13 protein-coding genes and 1 pseudogene are annotated in these 15164 nt (G+C 72.8%); 11 read left to right on the plus strand and 3 right to left on the minus strand.

The features are described 5' to 3' along the window. Positions 1-346 precede the first annotated feature (346 nt). The 4 genes from AQJ58_RS25655 to AQJ58_RS25670 are packed head-to-tail and all read left to right on the plus strand — an operon-like array spanning position 347 to position 5157. Positions 347-1489, plus strand: coding sequence for a substrate-binding domain-containing protein (locus AQJ58_RS25655; RefSeq protein ID WP_067253989.1), 1143 nt, complete (start codon positions 347-349; stop codon positions 1487-1489). Further along, on the plus strand, positions 1474-3009 hold the full coding sequence (locus tag AQJ58_RS25660) for a sugar ABC transporter ATP-binding protein (RefSeq protein WP_067253991.1): 1536 nt from the start codon (positions 1474-1476) through the stop codon (positions 3007-3009). The genes AQJ58_RS25655 and AQJ58_RS25660 overlap by 16 nt, the downstream gene beginning before the upstream one ends. Position 3010: 1 nt before the next feature. Further along, on the plus strand, positions 3011-4111 hold the full coding sequence (locus tag AQJ58_RS25665; protein ID WP_079079225.1) for an ABC transporter permease: 1101 nt from the start codon (positions 3011-3013) through the stop codon (positions 4109-4111). Beyond that, on the plus strand, positions 4108-5157 hold the full coding sequence (locus AQJ58_RS25670) for an NAD(P)-dependent alcohol dehydrogenase (RefSeq protein ID WP_067253995.1): 1050 nt from the start codon (positions 4108-4110) through the stop codon (positions 5155-5157). The genes AQJ58_RS25665 and AQJ58_RS25670 overlap by 4 nt, the downstream gene beginning before the upstream one ends. 32 nt (positions 5158-5189) lie before the next feature. On the opposite strand, the gene AQJ58_RS25675 is transcribed toward AQJ58_RS25670, so the two are convergent. The 3 genes from AQJ58_RS25675 to AQJ58_RS25685 are packed head-to-tail and all read right to left on the minus strand — an operon-like array spanning position 5190 to position 8019. Next, the gene (locus tag AQJ58_RS25675) at positions 5190-5984 is read right to left on the minus strand and encodes a ThuA domain-containing protein (protein WP_067253998.1); all 795 of its coding nucleotides are present in this window, start codon (positions 5982-5984) and stop codon (positions 5190-5192) included. Between the two features lie 3 nt (positions 5985-5987). Next, complete coding sequence (locus tag AQJ58_RS25680; protein ID WP_067254001.1) at positions 5988-6752, minus strand: SDR family NAD(P)-dependent oxidoreductase; 765 nt, start codon at positions 6750-6752, stop codon at positions 5988-5990. A 28-nt stretch (positions 6753-6780) separates the two neighbouring features. Beyond that, a complete protein-coding gene (locus AQJ58_RS25685; protein WP_067254003.1) occupies positions 6781-8019 on the minus strand; it encodes an acyl-CoA dehydrogenase family protein in 1239 nt (412 codons plus the stop codon). A gap of 194 nt (positions 8020-8213) precedes the next feature. Between AQJ58_RS25685 and AQJ58_RS25690 the strand changes: the two genes are divergently transcribed. The 7 genes and pseudogenes from AQJ58_RS25690 to AQJ58_RS25720 all read left to right on the plus strand — a co-directional run bounded on the left by AQJ58_RS25690 (position 8214) and on the right by AQJ58_RS25720 (position 15140). Next, positions 8214-9752, plus strand: coding sequence for an AMP-binding protein (locus tag AQJ58_RS25690; protein WP_067254006.1), 1539 nt, complete (start codon positions 8214-8216; stop codon positions 9750-9752). 27 nt (positions 9753-9779) lie between these two features. Next, the gene (locus tag AQJ58_RS25695) at positions 9780-10391 is read left to right on the plus strand and encodes a histidine phosphatase family protein (protein WP_067254008.1); all 612 of its coding nucleotides are present in this window, start codon (positions 9780-9782) and stop codon (positions 10389-10391) included. A gap of 156 nt (positions 10392-10547) precedes the next feature. Next, the gene (locus AQJ58_RS25700) at positions 10548-11738 is read left to right on the plus strand and encodes an acetyl-CoA C-acyltransferase (RefSeq protein ID WP_067254012.1); all 1191 of its coding nucleotides are present in this window, start codon (positions 10548-10550) and stop codon (positions 11736-11738) included. A gap of 18 nt (positions 11739-11756) precedes the next feature. After that, on the plus strand, positions 11757-12725 hold the full coding sequence (locus AQJ58_RS25705; protein ID WP_067254015.1) for a PDR/VanB family oxidoreductase: 969 nt from the start codon (positions 11757-11759) through the stop codon (positions 12723-12725). Positions 12726-12792: 67 nt separating this feature from the next. After that, a pseudogene (locus tag AQJ58_RS25710) lies at positions 12793-13500 on the plus strand (3-hydroxybutyryl-CoA dehydrogenase); the annotation flags it as partial. Between the two features lie 11 nt (positions 13501-13511). Then, a complete protein-coding gene (locus tag AQJ58_RS25715) occupies positions 13512-14222 on the plus strand; it encodes a helix-turn-helix transcriptional regulator (RefSeq protein WP_234360293.1) in 711 nt (236 codons plus the stop codon). Positions 14223-14315: 93 nt separating this feature from the next. Next, the gene (locus AQJ58_RS25720; RefSeq protein WP_067254019.1) at positions 14316-15140 is read left to right on the plus strand and encodes an alpha/beta fold hydrolase; all 825 of its coding nucleotides are present in this window, start codon (positions 14316-14318) and stop codon (positions 15138-15140) included. Positions 15141-15164 lie beyond the last annotated feature (24 nt).

Below are 15164 nucleotides of genomic sequence, written 5' to 3' on the forward strand. Positions count from 1 at the left end.
TTTAGAGTGAGTGTAGTTACGGGTTATGGCCGGGAGCAACACTCACGTCGACGAACACCCCTACCACCCGTGCGCCACCCAGCTCTTACAAGGGAATCCCGGAAATTCTTGTGACGCCCCTCTCCCCAAGGCCCTCGGGGCATGTCACACTCCGAGCCACTTGAGGCTGTAGTTCCTCAAAAGTTTCTCCGCACCGGGACGATCTCGGTCCGTCCCGGCCCGCACCCCGCGGCCGCCCGCCGCGGGGCGACACAGAACCGATCCGCCCGACCGGAGCCCGACCCTCGCGGACACGACACCGACGCGAGCGGCGGCAGCGCGGGCCACACCCCGGGAGTACTCGACGATGAGTTCCAGACGCCGTCGCGCGGTCCGCCGCGCCCTCACCGCGACCGTCCCCGTCACCGCCCTGCTCGCGCTGGCGGCGTGCGGCAGCGGCACGACTCCGGCCGCCGACTCCGCCAAGGCCGCGGCGGCGGACTCCCCCGGTCTGAAGGCCGCCCGGGCGGCCGTGGCGAAGTACTCCCGGCATCCGGCCAGGATCCCGGTCACCCAGCCGGTCGGACAGAAGATCCCGTCGGGCAAGAAGATCGACTTCATCCTGTGCGGCGTGCAGTCCTGCCAGGACCTGGCCAACTTCTTCACCGCCGGCGCCGACGCCGTCGGCTGGCAGGTCAAGCAGATCGCCACCCAGGGGACACCGGAGTCCGTCCAGGCCGCCTACGACCAGGCGCTGCGCGACAAGCCGGACGCCGTCGTCGCCTCCGGCTTCCCGCGCGCGGTGTACGCCAAGCAGCTCGCGCAGCTGAAGGCGGCGGGCATCGCGGTCATCCAGTCCAACGCCGACGACGTGGTGGGCGACGGGGTCTCCCTGCTCAAGAACGGGCCGAAGGACGTCGCGGTCCAGGGCGAGATGCTCGCCGCGTGGGTGGTGGCCGACAGCGGCGCCCGCGCGGACACCGTCTACTTCGACCTGCCCGCCTACACCATCCTCAAGCCCGTCAAGGACACGTTCGCCGCCAAGTACCGGCAGTGGTGCGCGGGTTGCGGGCTGGACACCGTCGACGTGCCGATCACCGCGATCGGCAAGGACATGCCCGACCGGGTGGTGTCGTATCTCCGCTCGCACCCGAAGGTGACCCATGTCGTCTTCTCCCTGGGTCTGCTCAACGTGGGCGTCCCGGCCGCGTTGAAGACCGCCGGCATCACCGGCAGGCACATCGCCGTGAACGTCGGTGACGGGCAGAACTACCAGTACATCCAGAGCGGCCTCAGCGACGCCGCGATGGCACTGAACTCGCACGAGGCCGCCTGGCTCCAGGTCGACGCGCTGGCCCGCCACTTCACCGGCCAGTCCATGGACGTGGACCAGAAGGCGGTGCTGCCGAACATGCTGATCACCAAGGACAACCTGCCGAAGACCCTCGGCGACTTCCCGCTCGTGGAGGACTACCAGACGCAGTTCAAGGCGCTGTGGGGGCTGAGTTGACCGGGCCGGTGCTACGGGTCGCCGCCCTGTCGAAGAGATTCGGCGGCACCCGGGCACTCGACGACGTCGACCTCGAGGTCGCGCCCGGCGAGATCCACGCCCTGATCGGACCCAACGGCTCCGGCAAGTCCACCCTCATCAAGATCCTCGCCGGCTACCACCACGCGGAGCCGGGGGCCGTGGCCGAGCTGGACGGCGAGCCCTTCGACCTCGGCCATGCCGCCACCTCCCGCCACGACCGGCTCCGCTTCGTCCACCAGGAGCTGGGGCTGGTGCACGAGTTGAGCGCCATCGACAACCTCGCCCTGCGGCACGGCTTCGCCCGTACGGCCCTGGGCAACATCCACTGGCCCGAGATGGAACGGCGCACGACCGCCCTCGTCGAACGGTTCGGCCTCGGCATCGACGTGCACCGTCCGCTGACGCAGGCGTCCCCCGTCCAGCGCGCGGTGGTGGCCATCGCCGCCGCGCTGCAGGGCTGGGAGGGCGGCCGCGGCGTCCTGGTGCTCGACGAGCCCACCGCCGTGCTGCCGCCCGGCGAGGTGGCCCGTCTCTTCGACATCGTGCGGGAGGTCCGTGACCTCGGCGCCGGCATCCTGTACGTCTCGCACCGGATGGACGAGATCTTCGCGCTCGCCGACCGGGTCACCGTCATCCGCGGCGGACGCCGGATCGCCACGCGCCCGATCGCCGGACTCACCTCCCGTTCGCTCGCGGAACTGATGACGGGCGAGGAGACGGGCACCAGAACGGAAGCCGACCACCGTCCGGCGCGCTCCGGCGGCCCCACCGCCGCCGTCCTGGAGGTGCGCGACCTGCGGGCCGGCCCCCTGCGCGGCATCGGACTCGATCTGGCCGAGGGCGAGCGCCTAGGCATCACCGGCCTGGTCGGCTCGGGCCACGAGATCGTGCCGTACGCCGTGTGCGGGGCGCACGCCGGACCGGTGAGCGGCCGACTGCGGCTGCCCCGGCGTTCCTCGCGGTGGACCGAGGCGCGGGACGCCGACGCCCTGGGCCTTCCCCTGGTCCCCGGGGACCGGGCGGCCGAGGGGGTGATCGGCGAGTTCTCGGTCGGTGAGAACCTCACCCTCCCGCTCCTGCGCCGGCTGCGCACCCGGGCCGGGCGGCTGCACCGGCGCCGCGAGTCCGTCCTGACGCAGGACTGGATCCGGCGGGTCGGGGTCCGCGCGGCCGGCCCGGGGGCCCGGATCACCACCCTGAGCGGCGGCAACCAGCAGAAGGTCGTCATGGCCCGCTGTCTGGCCCAACGCCCGCCCGTGCTGGCGCTGTGCGAACCCACGGCGGGCGTGGACATCGCCACCCGCCTGCAGCTGTACGACCTGATAACCCGTCAGGCAGACGACGGCATGGGCGTCATCGTGTGCTCCTCCGACACCCAGGACCTGCTCGCGCTGTGCACCCGCGTCCTGGTGGTACGGGACGGCCGCATCGCACGGGAGCTCAGCGGCGGGGACATCACCGAGCGCGCCCTCGTGCACGCCATGGAAGGGACCGAGTGACATGACATCCGTTCAGACCCGGGCGGCGGAGCCACCGCCGTCCGCACCACGCAGGTCCGCGGTGTTCCCCTCCGGCGCGCCGGGCCGGCGGGCGTTTGCCGCACTGTCGTTCCGCAACATCGGCGCCGTGTACGTGTGGCTGGTCATCGTCGCGCTCTTCTCCGTCTGGGCACCGGACACCTTCCCGACCACCACCACGGTCAAGCAGGTCCTCAACGGCAACGCCGTGGCCGGCCTCGTGGCACTCAGCGTCGTGCCGCCCCTGGCCGCACGCGTCTTCGATCTCTCGGTCGCCTACACGATGTCGCTCACCAGCGTGCTGACCGCCCACTTCCTGGTCTCCTCCGGGTTCGGTCCCGGCGCCGCGATCGCCCTCGCGATGACCGCCGCGCTGCTGGTCGGAGTCGTCAACGCCCTCGTGGTCGTGGTCCTGCGCGTCGACTCGTTCATCGCCACCCTGGCCACCGGCGCGCTGATCCAGTCCCTGATCACCATGGTCACCAACGACAGCTCCCTCACCGGTGTGCAGCTGCTCGCCAAGCCGTTCGCCGACATCGCCCAACTCGACGCGGGCGGCCTCACCCTGCCGGTGCTGTACCTGATGGTGGCCGCGCTCACCCTCTGGTTCGTGCTGGAACACACCGCGACCGGACGCCGGTTGTACGCCACCGGGTTCAACGCCGACGCGGCCCGGTTGCAGGGTGTGCGCACGGACCGGCTGCGCTTCGGGACCCTGGTGGCCTCCGCGCTGCTCTCCGGTCTCGCCGGCGTCGTCTTCGCGTCCTCGGTCGGCTCCGGATCACCGACCGCGGGCACCCCCTACCTGCTGTCGGCCTACGCCGCCGCGTTCGTCGGGGCGACCCAGCTGCGCGCGGGCCGCTTCAACGCCTGGGGCACCGTGCTCGCCGTCCTCCTGCTCGGGACGGGCATCACGGGACTCGGACTCGCCACCAGCGCGCAGTGGGCGGCGAGCCTGTTCACCGGCACGGTCCTCATCGTGGCGCTGGTCCTCACGGGGGGCCGGATCTCGCTGCCCGCCGTCCTGCGCCGCCGGACGGGATCCGGGCCGGCTGCCACCACCGACGAGGAGGTCGGAGCATGAAGGCCGTTCAGTACCGTCGGGTGGGGCACGCCCCCGAGGTCGTCGAGGTACCCGTGCCCGAACCCGCACCGGGGCAGGTGCTGTTGAAGGTGAGCGCGGCGGGCCTGTGCCACTCCGACCTGGCGGTGATGGGCTGGCCCGCGGAGCAGTTCCCCTACCCTCTGCCCCTGACGCTCGGCCACGAGGGGGTCGGGACGGTGGCGGCGGTCGGCACGGGTGTCACCGCCGTGGCGGAGGGCGAGGCGGTGGCGCTGTACGGACCGTGGGGCTGCGGGCGCTGCCACCCGTGTGCCGAGGGCAGGGAGAACTGCTGTCCGCACGCCGCCGCACTCGGTGTCATGCCGCCGGGGCTCGGCTCAGCCGGGGCTCTGGCGGAGTACGTGCTGGTGGACTCGCCCCGTCATCTGGTGCCGCTGAACGGACTCGATCCGGTGCTGGCCGCGCCGCTCACCGACGCCGGGCTGACGCCGTACCACGCGATCCGCAGGTCGCTGCCGAAGCTGCTGCCCGGCAGCACGGCGGTGGTGATCGGCGTCGGCGGGCTGGGGCACCTCGCGGTGCAATTGCTGCGTGTGCTGAGCCCGGCCAGGGTGGTCGCCCTCGACACGAGCGAGGAGAAGCTGGAGCTGGCGGGCAAGGTCGGCGCCCATGAGACGCTGCTCTCCGACGGCGGGGCGGCCGCACGGATCCGGCGACTCACCGGCGGTACGGGAGCGGAGGTCGTCCTGGACTTCGTCGGAGCGGAGGCGACCCTGGCCGTCGCGGCCGCGTCGGTGGCGGTGGCGGTGGCGGGCGACGTCACCGTCGTCGGCCTGGGCGGCGGCACGCTGGCCGTCGGCTTCGGCGGCGGGCTGCCGTTCGAGGTGTCGGCCTGCTTCCCCTACTGGGGCAGCCGCACCGAGCTCATGGAGGTCCTCGACCTCGCCCGGCAGGGGCTCGTCTCCTGCCATGTGGAGACCTTCACGCTGGAGCAGGCCCCCGAGGCCTACGAGCGTCTGCACGCCGGTGACATCGGCGGCCGCGCGGTCGTGCTGCCGCACGGCTGAGTCGTCCTGCGTACGGGCCGGCGCCCCCTCGTTCAGGCGCCGGCCCGTTCCCGCGTCCCCGTCGCCCGCTCCACACAGCGCCGCAGCACCGTCAGGAACTCCGGTGTCTCCCAGGGCCCCACGTCGACGCGCCCGGTGTCGGCCACGCCGAGGTCCTGCATGTCGTGGCGGCCCCGGCAGTGGCCGAGGGTGAAGTAGCAGACCTCGCCGTGGCCGTGCCGCTTGAGGTACAGCACCGGCCGGGGCGCGTCGTCGAAGGCCGCGGTGTCGCCCTCGGCGAAGCCCCGGCACGGCCCCGTGTACTCGGCGTGCAGCAACACCTCCGGCTCGCCGTGCAGTTCGCACACGTACAGCTCGTCGGTGACCGTGAACGGGCCGATCCCGGCGACCAGCGGATGGTCGGGCCGGGTCACCTTCACCTCGTACGGAGCGATCGGCGGGTGGGCCAGGAACTGGCTGCCGAGCACCTGCGCGAGGTCACCGAGGAGCCGTGGGGTCGTGAACACCCGAGGTCCCCCACGCGCCGACGGCTCGATCACCTCGATCACGGAGTTGGTGCCGTGCAGCGCGAGCCAGCGCCCGCCCCGCTCGACGAACCGGGCGAGTGCGGCCCGCTGCGCCGGGCGGGGCCGGACATCACAGGTGTAGGTGACCAGCAGGTCGGCCTTGTCGAGGGCGGCCAGGCAGTCGTAGTCCTGGTACACCGTCGTGCGCACCCGCGGGTGTTCGGCGAGCAGGTGCAGCAGCCGCAGCCGCGCGAAGTCGACGTCGTGCCACCGTCCGCCGCAGACGAGTACGGCGTCCAGGCGGCCGGCCGGGCCCGCCACGGCTCAGTACTGGACGCGGGTGAGCAGCCCGCCGTCCACCACGAGGTTGACCCCGACGCAGAAGGAGCCCGTCCGTCCGAGCAGGAAGGCCACCGCCGCGGCCACGTCCTCCGGCGTGCCGTAGCGGCCGATCGGCAGCTTGGCGAGCACCTCCTCGTACACCTCCGGCCGGCCGGCGCGGACGGCCTCCCAGGCCCCTCCGGGGAAGTCGATGGGGCCTGGGGAGACGGTGTTGACCCGGATGCCCTTCGGCGCGAGGGCGTGTGCGAGGGCCGAGGCGTGCTGGACGACGGCCGCCTTGAGCGCGGAGTACGAGTTCGCCCCGGCCGGGCGCGCCGTGTCGGAGGCGTTGGTGGTGCCGATCGCCACGACGGCGGCCCGGTCGGAGGCCTCCAGATGGGGCAGGGCCGCCTCGACGAGTCCGGCGAACGGGATCAGGTCGCCGCGCAGGCTGGCTTCCCAGGACTCGGGGCCCTTCACGTTGCCCGCCGACACGTTCGACACCAGCAGGTCCAGCCCGCCGAGTTCACCCGCCGCCCGCTCGACGAAGCCGGCGAGGGCGGCCGGGTCGGTGACGTCGACCGGCTCCGCGAACACGGTGGCCCCCTCGCCGCGCAGTTCGGCGGCGGCCTTGGCCAGCCCTTCCTCGCCCCGGGCGCACAGCGCGAGCGCACAGCCCTCGGCCGCGAGCGTCGCGGCGATCGCCCGGCCGAGGCCCCGGCTCGCACCGGTCACCAGCGCCTTGGCGCCTGTCAGTCCCAGATCCATGGATGTCACTCCTCGGTGAAGAAGGGCCTCAGTTGCCCGGAAGCTGTGAGAAGGGCGCGCGGTCCGCCCGGGGCTCCGGCGGCAGGTGCAGCACCCGCTCGCCGATCAGGTTGCGCTGGATCTGGTCGGTGCCTCCGGCCAGCCGGTAGCCCGGGGCGCCGAGCAGATGCCGGGTCCAGGCGTAGGTGCCCGGTTCCCCGGTGTCGGCGCTGATCCGCGCCCCCATCAGTTCGGCCGCGGTCTGCCCGGTGCGGGTGAGCAGGTCGGAGGCCATGAGTTTGGTCAACGACGCCTCCGGACCCGGTCGGCCGCCCGCGGCGCTCGTGCGCGCGACCCGCTCGACGGTGGCCGTGCGCAGGGCGGCGCGGACGTACAGGTCGGCGAGGCGCTGGCGGACCAGCGGGTCCTCGGTGCGGCCCAGGGAGCGGGCGAGCGCGAGGACGTCCGCGAAGGTGCCGCCCTTGCGGCGGTTGCCGCTGCCGGAGGCGGTGCGTTCGAAGGCGAGGGTGGTGGTGGCGACCTCCCAGCCCTGGCCCGGTCGCCCGATGCGCAGCCGGTCCGGGACGCGTACGCCGCTGAGGAAGACCTCGTTGAAGGAGGCGCCGCCGCTCATCTGGCGGATGGGGCGCACCTGAACCCCCTCGGCGTCCATCGGTACCAGGAAGGCGGTGATGCCTGCCTGTTTGACGACGTCCGGGTCGGTGCGGGCGAGCAGCAGACCGTAGTCGGCGAACTGGGCGCCCGAGGTCCACACCTTCTGCCCGTCGACCACCCACGTCTCGCCGTCCTGGCGGGCGCGGGTGCGCAGGGCCGCGAGGTCGGATCCGGCGCCGGGTTCGCTGAAGAGCTGGCAGGCCAGCAGATCGGTGCGCAGGAAGGCACGGGCGAGGTCGCGGTGCCGCTCGGACGTCCCGAACAGGGAGACGGCCATCGCGACCAGGCGCACGGTGACGCTGATCAGCTCGGTGGACGGCGGCACCTCGAAGGCCGATTCCTCCTCGGCGAAGACCGCCGCATGGGCGGCGGTCAGGCCCGCGCCGCCCTTGTCCACGGGAAGGGTCAGCGCCTGGTAGCCGGCGTCGAAGCGGGCGCGCTGGTAGGCGCGGCAGCGCTCCAGCAGCCGGCGTTCCTCGTCCTCGGGGAGGTTGTGGAACACGGCGAGGTCGTCGGCCCGGGTGGCGGAGTCCGGTGCCCGTGCCGGTTCGAGCACGGTGGCCAGCCACTGTCCGACCTGCCTGCGCCATGTGTCCGGATCGGGCTGGGACATGGCTCCTCCTCGGGCACTTACGAGACGACGCGTCCAGTAACGGAGGGCGGGTTCGCGACCCTCCCATCCGCTGAAACATGCGGGAATGGCTCCGCTCAGGATCAGAGTGTTCCGCACTTTCTTGATAAACGCTACAGTCTCGTCATCACCTCTCCCCGGGAACGGGAGAGGACCGATGAGCCGCCGGAGGAGCCATGTCGCTGCTGCCACTCGACCGTCGCGCCCAGGACACACCCGACGAACCCGCCCTGGCGGACGACCTGGGCGTGCTGTCCTGGTCCGGTCTCGCCGACCAGGTGACGCGGGCGGCGGCCCGGCTGCTGGAATTCGCGCCCGGCCCCGACGACCGGGTCGCCGTCCTCGGCGACAACGCGATCCCGACGCTCGTGGCCCATCTGGCCGGCCTGCGCGCCGGAGTCGGCACCGTGGCCACGTCCCGGAACCTCACCTCGGGCGAGCTCGTCGAGCAGATCACCGACGCGGGCGTGACCGCGGTCATCGCCGGACCCGTCGGCGCGGGCGTCGCCCTCGACGCGGCCCGGGAACTCGGTCTGCCGGTCGTCACCCATGGAACCCCGGCGACCGGACACGCCTTCGACTGGGACCGCTGGCTGGCCGCGGCCCCCGCCGGGAGCCCCCTGCCGGCGGGCCGGCCCGCCCGGCCCCCGCTCGTCTACACCTCCGGAACCACCGGACGCGCACGCGGCACCGAGGTGCGCTGGGTGAGCGGCCCGGTCGCCGACAGCACCGCCTACCTCGCCGCGGTGTCCGCCCGGCCCGGATTCCCGCCGGGACCGCACCTGGTGTGCGGTCCCCTCCAGCACAACGCGCCGCTGACCTCGTTGCGGCACCTGGCGGGCGGTCAGCCGGTGGTCGTGCTGGGCAGATACGACGCGGAGACGTTCCTGAGCCGGGTGCAGAAGTGGCGGATCTCCTCGACGGTGATGGTGCCCACCCACTTCCAACGGCTGCTCGCCCTGCCGGACGAGGTCCGCGCCCGCTACGACGTCTCCAGCCTGCGGCAGGTCTCCCACACGGGCTCCGCGTGCCCGCCGGACGTGAAGCGCGCCATGATCGACTGGTTCGGACCGGTGCTGACCGAGTCGTACGGCGCCAGCGAGGCGGGCACCGTGGCCCGGATCAGCAGCGCCGAGTGGCTGGCGCACCCGGGCTCGGTCGGGCGGGTCCACCCCCCGTTCGAGGTCCTGGTCACCGACGACGACGGCCGACGGCTGCCGCCCGGGGAACGCGGCCTGCTGGCCTTCCGGGCCCCAGAGGGCCGGGGCGTCCGCTACCACGCGGACCCGGACAAGACGCAGGCCGCCTACCTCTCCCCCGGCGTCTTCACGCTCGGCGACATCGGCTACGTCGACGACGGCGGCTACATCTTCATCACCGACCGGGCCGCGGACGTCGTGGTCTCCGGCGGGGTCAACCTCTACCCGGCCGAGAGCGAGGCCGTACTGCGCCAGCACCCGGCCGTCGCCGAGGTCGCGGTGGTCGGCGTGCCCGACCCTGACTTCGGCGAGTCGCTGCGGGCGCTGGTCGTGGTGGCGGGCGACGAGCCGTCGCCCGACGAGCTGGACCGTTTCTGCCGTGAGCGCCTCGCCGCCTACAAGTGCCCGAAGTCGTACGAGTTCGTCCCCGGACTGCTGCGCAACGCGATGGGCAAGCTCGACAAACGCGCGATGCGCCGCCCCTACTGGGCCTCGGAACGGACCATCGCCGGCTGAGCCCGCTCACCCCTGTGAAGGATCACCATGACCGAACTCCTCCTCATCCGGCACGGGCTCCCGCTGGCGGGCGTGTTCGACCCGGGGCTGTCCCCGGAGGGCACCACCCAGGCCGAACGGCTCGCCGCCTGGCTCGCGCACGAGGACCTCGACGCCCTGTACGTCAGCCCCTACCGGCGGGCCCGGGAGACCGCGGCGCCCCTGGAACGGCTCACCGGTATGACCGCCACCGTCGTCGACGACCTGCGCGAGTGGGACACGGACGTGTCCCAGCCCTACACGCCACCCGAGCAGATCGGCGCCGACGATCCCCGGGCGGCGGCGCTCGCCGAGGGACGCTTCGAGGACTTCGTGCCCGACCTGGACCGGGACGCCTTCCGGGCGCGTGCCGTACGGGCCATGGACACCCTCCTCGACGCCCATCCCGGCGGGCGGATCGCGGCCGTGTGCCACGGCGGCATCACCAACACCTACCTGGCGACCGTGCTGGGCCTGCCCACCCTGTTCTGGTTCCACCCCGACTACACGTCCGTCAGCCGGGTGCGGCGGATGCCCGGCGGCCGCATCGTGCCGCACTCGGTGAACGAGACGGCCCACCTGCTCGCCGGACGTGCCGCGGACGCCGCCGCGGTCGCCTGATGCGAACGTCCCCCTGCGTCGTGCCGACGGGTCCCCCCGCGCGGAGGCACATCGCGACCGTACGGCAGGACACCGCGGTGCACGCCGGCAGGGCGAGGACGTCAGTCCCCCGGATCACTGATGCGTTCGCGTTCCCCATTCCAGGAGGTCCCGGTCATGCCCGGATCCGTCATCGTCGCCGGGGCCAGGACGCCCATCGGCAAACTGATGGGCGCCCTGAGCTCCCTGTCCGCGGTCGATCTCGGTGCCCACGCCGTCCGCGCGGCCCTGGCCGCCGTCGCTCTGGAGCCGGCAGCCGTGGAAGCCGTCGTCATGGGCCACGTCGTCCAGGCCGGAGCCGGTCCCAACCCCGCCCGGCAGGCCGCGATCCGGGCCGGCATCCCGTTCTCCGTCCCCGCGAGCACCGTCAACAAACTCTGTCCTTCCGGTCTGCACGCCATCGCCCTGGCCGACCTCATGGTCGCCTCCGGCCGTCACGAGGTGGTCGTCGCGGGCGGCATGGAGTCCATGTCGGGCGCCCCGTACCTGCTGCGCGGAGCGCGCGCCGGCTGGCGGTACGGTTCGGCGGCGACCGAGGACGCCCTCGACCGCGACGCCCTCCTCTGCGCCTTCGACGGCGTCTCCATGGGCGCGGCGACCGAGCGCTACCAGCGGCCGTTCGCCCTGACCCGTCAGGAGCAGGACGAGTACAGCGCGCTCTCCCACCAAAGGGCCGCCCGCGCACAGGAGTCGGGGGCGTTGTCCGCGGAGATCACGCCGGTCACCGTGGCCGGGCGGCCGGGCGGGACGGTCGTCGACACCGACGAGGGCGTACGGCCGGGGACCACCGGCGAGAGCCTGGGGCGCCTGCGGCCGGTCTTCTCCCCGGAGGGCACGATCACCGCGGGCAACGCCTCGCAGCTCTCCGACGGCGCGGCGGCCGTCGTCGTGATGAGCGCCGAGCGCGCCCGGCGGGAGGGCCTGACGCCGCTCGGCGAGATCGGCGCCTACGGCACGGTCGCGGGCCCCGATCCCTCGCTGCTCGTCCAGCCGGCCGGCGCCGTCCGCGACGCGCTGTCCCGGGACGGCCGGCTGAAAACCGCCGACCTGGACCTTTTCGAGATCAACGAGGCGTTCGCCGGAGTGGCCCTGGCGTCCGTACGGGAGCTGGGCGTCCCGCTGGACAAGGTGAACGTCAACGGCGGAGCGATCGCGCTCGGGCACCCGGTCGGGATGACCGGAGCCCGGTTGGTACTGACCCTCGTGGCGGAACTGCGGCGCCGCGGAGCCGCGAGCGGGGCCGCGGCCCTGTGCGGGGGCGGCGGCCAGGGCGACGCGCTGCTGCTGCACCTGCCCACCCACGCCTGAACCCGGAGCCGAACCCCCATGAACGACCAACTGCCCCCGGCCGGCGCGCTGCTCACCGTGACGGCCCGCATCCGGGCCGCCGACGGCGTCGTCGCCCTCACCCTGCGCCACCCCGACGGCGGCGCGCTCCCCTCCTGGACACCGGGCGCCCACATCGACGTACTCCTGCCCCTCGGGGACGGCGAACTGGTCCGTCAGTACTCCCTGTGCGGGTACCCGGCCGAACGCGACACCTGGCAGATCGCCGTGCTGCGCGAGCCGGCGGGCCGCGGCGGTTCCGCGTACGTCCACGAGCACCTGCGCGAAGGCGCCACCGTGCGGGTCCGCGGGCCGCGGAACACCTTCCCCCTGCGGCCTGCCGCACGCCATCTGTTCATCGCCGGCGGCGTCGGTATCACGCCCATACTCCCCATGGTCGAGGCCGCCGAGGCCGCCGGGGCCGACTGGCGTCTGCTGTACGGCGGCCGCACCCGGACCTCCATGGCGTTCCTGGACCGCCTCACCGCGCACGGGGACCGGGTGCTCGTCCGCCCGCAGGACGAGCACGGCCTGCTGGACCTCACCGCGTACCTCGGGGCACCCGAGGAGGGCACCCTGGTACACGCCTGCGGTCCCGAACCGCTGCTGCGGGCGGTGCAGGAGCGGTGCGCGGGCTGGCCGCCCGGCACGCTGGGCGTCGAACGCTTCGCCCCGGTGCCGACGGCCGAGGCGGGCCCGGCAGAGGCCTTCGAGCTGGAGCTCGCCCGCTCCGGGCTCACCCTCAGCGTGCCGCCGGACCGCTCGGTGCTCGAAACCCTGGAGGAGGCCGGCGTCGCGGTCGACTTCTCCTGCCGGGAAGGAACCTGCGGCACCTGCGAGACCGACGTGCTCGGCGGCACGCCCGACCACCGCGACTCGCTGCTGTCCGAGGACGAACGGGCCGCAGGGGACACCATGCTCATCTGCGTCTCCCGCTCGTGCGGGCCTCGTCTCGTCCTCGATCTCTGAGGGCAGCCGCCTCCGGCCGGACAGCGCATCACCGGACATCACCAGACATCACCAGAGAGGACCTCGGATGGACTCCGGCCCCGTCACCCGTCTCGGCGTCGTCGGCTGCGGCCTCATGGGCTCCGGCATCGCCGAGGTCGCCGCCCGCAGCGGCATCGACGTCCGTGTGGCCGAGGCCACGCCCGACGCGATCGCGGCCGGCCGCAGCCGGCTCCTCGCTTCCCTCGACCGAGGTCTGCGAAGTGACAAGCTCAGCGAGGAGCAGCGGGACCGGGCCCTCGCCAGACTGTCCTTCACCGGGGACCTCGGTGACATGGCCGACCGTCAGTTCGTCATCGAGGCAGTCGCCGAGAACCGTGACATCAAGACCGATGTCCTGCGCGCCCTGGACCGGGCGGTCGAGGACCCGGCGGCGGTCCTGGCCACCAACACCTCCTCGATCCCCATCGTCGATCTCGCCGTCGTCACCGAGCGCCCGGCGCGGGTCATCGGCATGCACTTCTTCAACCCCGTGCCCGTGCAGCGGCTGGTCGAACTCATCCCGTCCCTCACCACGAGCGCGGACACCCTGAGGCGTACCCGCGGCTTGGCCGGGCAGTTGGGCAAGCGGGCCATCGAGGCACCCGACCGTTCCGGCTTCGTCGTCAACGCCCTCCTCGTGCCCTATCTGCTCAGCGCGGTACGGATGGTCGAGTCCGGCTCGGCACGACCGGACGACATCGACCGGGGCATGGAACTCGGGTGCGCCCACCCGATGGGTCCACTGCGCAGGCTCTCGGCAACGGTGTGAGGGAGTCCGTCGCGAGCAGCGGGGTGCTGGTCCTGGCTCTTGGAAGCGGCGACTACGGCATGGCCCGCCCGGTGGCACACGAGCTCCTCCGGCAGGATGTCCTGGGCCTGCACTCCCGGCACCTGCCCTCCATCGTGGAAGTGGGTGTCCGCTGCGGGGACCGCGGTCTGGCGACCACGGCGTTACGCGTGTTGCTCGCCCGTGCGAGCGCCTCGGGTACGCCATGGGCTCTGGGAGTACTGGCCCGCTCCCAGGCGCTGTTGGCCGGGGCGGGTGACGCCGAGCCGCTGTACCGCCGGGCCGTCGCGCTGCTGAGCCGTACGGGTGCCGAGGCCGACCTGGCCATCGCCCATCTGCTGTACGGCGAGTGGCTGCGCAGACGAAGGCGCCGCAAGGACGCGCGGGCGCCGCTGCGGACGTCCCTGGCCATGTTCCACGCGATGCGGGCCGACGCCTTCGCCACGCGTGCGGCGCGGGAACTGGCCGCCACCGGCGAGCACGTTTCCCCTGCTTCCGCGGGTGCCCGCGATCAGCTGACCGCCCAGGAACGGGAGATCGCCCGCCTCGCGGCGGAGGGCGCCACCAACGCCGAGATCGCCTCCCGGATGACGATCAGTGCCAACACGGTCGACTATCACCTGCGCAAGGTGTTCCGGAAGCTCGACGTTCCCTCCCGGCGCCGGCTCGCCCAGGCCCTACGAGGATGACCTCGCCCCCCCAAGTGCCGCACGTGATGCGGCGGCCCACGGGTCGGGGGACCATCGGACGGTCGCAGTCACCCCCTCGGTCGGGAGAAGCACATGCCTTACGTCACCGCATCCGACGGCGCCCACATCCACTACAAGGACTGGGGAACGGGCCGTCCCGTCGTCCTCAGCCACGGCTGGCCGCTGAACTCCGACAGCTGGGAGTCCCAGCAACTGTTCCTGGCCTCCCACGGCTACCGCGTCATCGCCCACGACCGGCGCGGCCACGGCCGCTCCACCCAGACGTGGCACGGCAACGAGATGAACACCTACGCCGACGACCTCGCAGCCCTGCTCGACCACCTCGACCTGCGCGAGGCCACCCTGGTCGGCTTCTCCACCGGCGGAGGCGAGGTCGCCCGCTACGTCGGCCGCCACGGCACCGCCCGCCTCGCCCAGGTCGTACTCGTCTCCGCAGTGCCTCCGTTCATGCTGAGGACCGACGACAACCCCGGCGGCCTCCCGGTCGAGACCTTCGACGCCATCCGTGCCGGATCGCTCGCCGACCGCTCGCAGCTGTACCGCGACCTGGCTGACGGGCCGTTCTTCGGCAGCAACCGGCCCGGGGCCGACGTCTCCCAGGGCATCCGGGATGCGTTCTGGCGGCAGGGTCTGCAGGCCGGGCACCGGAACGCCTACGAGTGCATCGAAGCGTTCTCCGCGACCGACTTCCGCGCCGACCTGGACGCCATCGACGTGCCCACGCTGGTCATCCACGGCGACGACGACCAGGTCGTGCCGTTCGACGTCGGCGGCAAGGCGTCGGCCGCCCGCATCAAGAACGCGGCGCTGAAGGTCTACCCGGGAGCCCCGCACGGCATCACCGACACCCACAAGGAGCAACTCGGCGCCGACCTGCTCGAGTTCCTCAACTCCTGAGCCCACGCCGAGGAGTGCTCCGGC

This window comes from Streptomyces sp. DSM 15324 (genome assembly GCF_001514285.1).
Taxonomy (GTDB): domain Bacteria; phylum Actinomycetota; class Actinomycetes; order Streptomycetales; family Streptomycetaceae; genus Streptomyces.

Excerpts from the sequence above, each read along its gene's own strand:
- AQJ58_RS25670 (WP_067253995.1), top strand. The coding sequence starts at position 4,108 with ATGAAGGCCGTTCAGTACCGTCGGGTGGGGCACGCCCCCGAGGTCGTC.
- AQJ58_RS25705 (WP_067254015.1), top strand. The coding sequence starts at position 11,757 with ATGAACGACCAACTGCCCCCGGCCGGCGCGCTGCTCACCGTGACGGCC.
- AQJ58_RS25700 (WP_067254012.1), top strand. The coding sequence starts at position 10,548 with ATGCCCGGATCCGTCATCGTCGCCGGGGCCAGGACGCCCATCGGCAAA.
- AQJ58_RS25665 (WP_079079225.1), top strand. The coding sequence starts at position 3,011 with ATGACATCCGTTCAGACCCGGGCGGCGGAGCCACCGCCGTCCGCACCA.
- AQJ58_RS25720 (WP_067254019.1), top strand. The coding sequence starts at position 14,316 with ATGCCTTACGTCACCGCATCCGACGGCGCCCACATCCACTACAAGGAC.
- AQJ58_RS25685 (WP_067254003.1), bottom strand. The coding sequence starts at position 8,019 with ATGTCCCAGCCCGATCCGGACACATGGCGCAGGCAGGTCGGACAGTGG.
- AQJ58_RS25695 (WP_067254008.1), top strand. The coding sequence starts at position 9,780 with ATGACCGAACTCCTCCTCATCCGGCACGGGCTCCCGCTGGCGGGCGTG.
- AQJ58_RS25680 (WP_067254001.1), bottom strand. The coding sequence starts at position 6,752 with ATGGATCTGGGACTGACAGGCGCCAAGGCGCTGGTGACCGGTGCGAGC.
- AQJ58_RS25655 (WP_067253989.1), top strand. The coding sequence starts at position 347 with ATGAGTTCCAGACGCCGTCGCGCGGTCCGCCGCGCCCTCACCGCGACC.
- AQJ58_RS25690 (WP_067254006.1), top strand. The coding sequence starts at position 8,214 with ATGTCGCTGCTGCCACTCGACCGTCGCGCCCAGGACACACCCGACGAA.